Source organism: Terriglobales bacterium, from assembly GCA_035624455.1.
Classification (GTDB): Bacteria; Acidobacteriota; Terriglobia; order Terriglobales; family Acidobacteriaceae; genus DASPRM01.
Map to the genome: position 1 here is coordinate 1 of DASPRM010000152.1, position 4,432 is coordinate 4,432.

Sequence of the window (4,432 nt, forward strand, 5' to 3'; positions counted from 1 at the left end):
GTGTCGAAAATGGTGTTGGACTGTTATCTGGAAAGGGGCCCTAACAGAACGCTGGTTTTCGCGATCTGCCACGCACCGGCGGCTGCTTCTCGCGTCAACTGCGGCTTCTGGCCGGGGGATTTTCAACAAGCTTTAGCTAGCGCGCCACAACGACCAATGAAAACGACTACCGCTTTCGCCTAGACTTGTCTGCAACCGTGCGCGCAAGAGGTCGTCGGCCTTAATGGCGCGGTATCGAGCCCGCGGATGAGTATGACCCTGGACGCGTCTGGAACAACACTGCAATCGTGAAAGAACACATCCGTGTCGTTCACGCTGACATCACCACGTTGAAGGTAGACGCGATTCGTTGAGGTTCGAGCGATCTCGACTCCGCCCTCGTTGCCCGCCTGTTCAGGGAGAATCCTATGTAGACGCAAGTCGGCAGGCGCTGCGGCCATCCACTGCGGTGCTAATCTTCTTCATGGCCGGTCTTTTTGTTCGTTGCGCTTCGAGCGCGTTGATCACTGGGAGCTTACAGCATCCCGTCGGAGACCGGCTTTGGTTACGCTAGTTACTTTGTCGCTTTGCGATCAGTGGAAGGCGAGTTCATTAATGCTATCCTCGACCCATGCCCATCCGAGTCGCCGTCATGTGCGAGAAATGCGAACGCATTCACCTGCTGGCACATCCTGACAGCGCGAAGCGGATTCAATTCACCCCTGGGTCGAATCCTCATCCACCATACCGGTTAACATGTATGTGCAAAGGGGAGCGGTATTTCGACAGAGCGCAGATCCTGCCCTACAGGGTGTCGGAGTACACATGCAGTCGGGGATACGCCGATCGTGACGAGTACGACGCCATACCAAATCAGAAATCCCCGGTGACTCGTGATTCATGGAGAGACCGGGCACGTCAATGAGTTTAATCGCCTTCCATGAGAAGGCCGGTCGATGTCAAGTATTATTTTTCTTTTTCTTTCCCAAGGCTCCCTGCTTTCCTAGACTAGTGGAGAGAGGTTCAGAGCGGCCCGGAGCGGTCAAGGGCGCATTTTGTGCGGCGTTAGCGAACCCTTGACAGCGAGGACCGCTCTGCCACCATCCCACTAGGAAAGAAGGGAGCAGTCGCTCTGAATTTCTATCCGATCCGCCACCGTTTCCCGTGACAAGCGGCAATCCTCCTTATTCTTTTGTTGACCATGGCTTCTTTAATTTCCGTTCTTCCTTCGCGCCAAAGCCACCACTGTCGCCACCCTTCCATCCGCACTCTTTGGTGAGCGATTCGCCGCTCGGTGCAAGTTGGGTGTTCTCGTTACAGCCGGTGCTGCCACCTGTTAGTCGACCTCGGCTTCCATCGCGAAGATAGAAGTTGGGCCAGGCGATAGACGCAGTCACCGAACTCGGCTTTGGACTTTGTGCTGCCAATTCGATTGCTCCGAACTTACGCGGCTGCCGCCACCAACTGACCACTGTTGCGCAAAGGTTCGTAAACCTCCCCGCTCACCCACAGCCGATGCAGCAAGACGGCTAACTTTCTCGCCACCGCAATCACCGCTCGTTTCTTCCCATTCCTCCCGCCGCGCTCCGCCAGCTTCAGACCCCAGCGCCGCAGATCGCTGTCGGCTCCAAACGGCCCCAGAATGTGCTGCGCGCCCTGCACCAGTAAGGTTCGCCGATATGGGTCGCCTTCCTTGCTGATGTGCAGTTGCGGTTGGCTCTGCCCCGAGTTCCTCCGTCCCGGTTGTAATCCCACATAGCAGCCTACATCCCGGCTCTTGCCAAAACGATAGGGATCTGCCAGCGTCAGCCGGTACGTGAGCGCGATCAGCGTGCCCACTCCCTTCACCTGTTTCAGCAGGGCGACTTCGGGATAGTTCTCCCGGGCCAGGCACTCGATCCGCTCGTTATATTCTTCGATCTGCTCACTGAGCGATTCGATGGCCGCCAGCAACGGTTTCAACGCCGCTTGCAGTTCCGGACTCAACCCCTCCGCTTTCTCCGGGTTCAGGTTGCGCGGGTTACAGCCGCGCAGCCGTTCCCCGTACGACTTGCTCACTCCCCGCGCCGTGTTGATCAACGCCGTTCGTGCCCGCACCAGACCGGCGCGTGCTCGGATCACGCTCAGATGCACTTGCGCTTGGGCACTGCGGTGTTTTACCGGTGCCAGTAGCTGCGGATCGATCCGTGCCAACCGCGCCAGGGTTCTGGCATCCAGCCGATCATCCTTCCGCCGACTTTCTCCGATCAAGCGCACGTTGCGTGCATTCGCCACGATCACTTCGTGCCCCAACTCGCCTAACAACCGGCTTACCCACGGCGAATGCATCCCCGTTTCCAGTGCGATCCGGCTCCGCGGCATCCCCCCGAACACCTCTTTCATCGCCTTCGCAGTTGTGCCCAGCCTTTGTTCCAGCAGCACTTCCCCCGCTGCATCCAACACGCAATACCAGCTGGAGCGATCGCCCAGATCCAAGCCAATGGTCAGTTTTTGATCTCGCAAATTTTTCATCTGCTTTGCTGCTGCAGTGCTAATCTTTCTCATTGCCGGTCTCCTTATCTCTTGCGCCTTGAGCGCGTCGATACTTGGGAGCGTACAGCATCCCGTTGGAGACCGGCTTTCTCATCTCATCTGATAGCGACAGTTGTGGTCAGTTTTCTTGCCTCGGGCGTTAACCTGAGTGCGGCGCCTTTCAGGTAAAGAGAAGGATCGTGTACGCACCAGCAACGACCCCGTTTTGGGAACCGAGATCCTTTTCCCCAACTAATACTCCATCAGGAGGACTATGAGTCTGCGCAACATTTTCCACAATGGCCGCGAACTGCGCGCCGGGTGGCGTCTTCTTATATTCTGCGGCTTGTTCTTTGTGATCGACCGCCTTGTGGGAAGGGCGCTGGATCACTCGCATTTGCCCGTCTATCCGGGCCTGCATCCCATTGGCTTGGCTATCGACGAAGGCACCACTCTACTGGTCGCCCTGATTACGACGACAATCATGTCGCGATTCGAGCGGCGCGACCTTACGGTTTACGGCGTTCCTCGCATGCGGGATTTGTTTGGACGGTTGTTCTGGGCAGGCGCGGCTTGGGGTCTGCTGATGCCGTCGGCGACCATCCTGCTGATTTTCCTCGGTGGGGGTTACCACGTTCACGGTCTGAACGTCCCTGTCAATGCCGGGCTGTTCAAATTCGCCGGGCTTTGGCTATTGGCGAATCTGTTCATCGGCTTCAGTGAGGAGATCACATTCCGTGGCTATTTCCTGTACACAATGGCCGATTGTATCGGGTTCTGGGCCGCTGCCTTGTTCAATGCCATCGGATTTGGTGCCCTGCACTACTTCACGAAGCCGCACGAGCGTTGGGAAGACTGGGTCGCAGTTTCGTTATTGACGATTTTCATCACATTTGCTCAGCGGCGCACCGGTAGCCTGGCCTTTTCTATTGGCATGCACGCGGCTTTCGATTTCATGTTCCTCTATGTGTATTCAGGAATGAATGGGGGAGAATTTGCGGTTGGGCGCCTGCTGAATGCCGACTTTCCCGGTTCGATCAGGCTGACCGGAGGCCTGCTGGGGCCAGAGGCCAGCTGGTTCTGTTTTCTGGTGACCATCGCCGCGGCGATTCTGCTTCACTTTACTTATCCGCAGGCAAAGTGGCCCATTCCGGCGAAGGATTCAATGCAGCGGTGAGACTCAGTCACCCCGCAACCATTAACGTCACGATGTAACGCTTGGCCATCTGGTCGGAAGGTACGATCTGCGCGGGCCGCCGGTAGCTGGCGAAAAATCGCGTCTCTTACAACGCCGGCGTTGTCAAGTACTTTTTTGGCAGACCTCTGCATCCACTCAAAGGAGAGCGCCATTTCGCTCTATTTGAAAAAATCGCCAATTGCCATACCAACCAAGGCTCGCTCGTAATCAGTTTCAGGTCAGCCATCTCGATCCGACCCATGCATCTCTTCGGTCGCAACCGCGATGATGATTACTACTTCAGAGTCCTCCGTGGGGAGGAGCGGGATGCTCAATCAATTGCTCGGTGTTCTACGTACACACCATCGCGATTTCCGAGCTGTCCCGCGTGCGAACCGAACTTCTTCACCTGCTCGTAATTCCATTGCTTGCGCCACATCCAGTACAAACGAATGGCTAATCTGCGCGCCATAGCTACCTTGGCGATCTTCCGCCCTCGCCGTAGCATCAGGTGGCAATACTTGCTGCGCCATTCTGGGATGCTACGGACCGTGACTTGGGCCGCTTCCACCAGCAAGAAGCGCAACATCGAGCTACCCTGCTTGGTGATATGGCCCAGGCGTCGCCGATTCCCACTCGACTCCTCTAAGGGACTGCGCAAAAATAACAATCCATTCATGAGCGGAACTAATACATTTTCCTGACATCGCAAGCTCTGGGAGGCTTCCTTCGGTCGGCCAAAAGCATCCGGTAAACACTGGCTCA

3 protein-coding genes are annotated in these 4,432 nt (G+C 56.5%); 1 reads left to right on the forward strand and 2 read right to left on the reverse strand.

Going from position 1 to position 4,432, the window contains the following annotated elements:
- Positions 1 to 1,422: 1,422 nt before the first annotated feature.
- Positions 1,423 to 2,523, reverse strand: a complete 1,101-nt coding sequence (locus VEG30_16910; protein HXZ81611.1) for an IS110 family transposase — start codon at positions 2,521 to 2,523, stop codon at positions 1,423 to 1,425.
- A 241-nt stretch (positions 2,524 to 2,764) separates the two neighbouring features.
- Between VEG30_16910 and VEG30_16915 the strand changes: the two genes are divergently transcribed.
- Positions 2,765 to 3,667 carry a type II CAAX endopeptidase family protein gene (locus VEG30_16915; protein ID HXZ81612.1) on the forward strand — a complete coding sequence of 301 codons (903 nt, stop codon included), beginning with the start codon at positions 2,765 to 2,767 and terminating at the stop codon, positions 3,665 to 3,667.
- Between the two features lie 331 nt (positions 3,668 to 3,998).
- Here the strand turns inward: VEG30_16915 and VEG30_16920 are convergent.
- The coding region (locus VEG30_16920) for a transposase (GenBank protein ID HXZ81613.1) at positions 3,999 to 4,432 on the reverse strand (434 nt) is incomplete at its 5' end.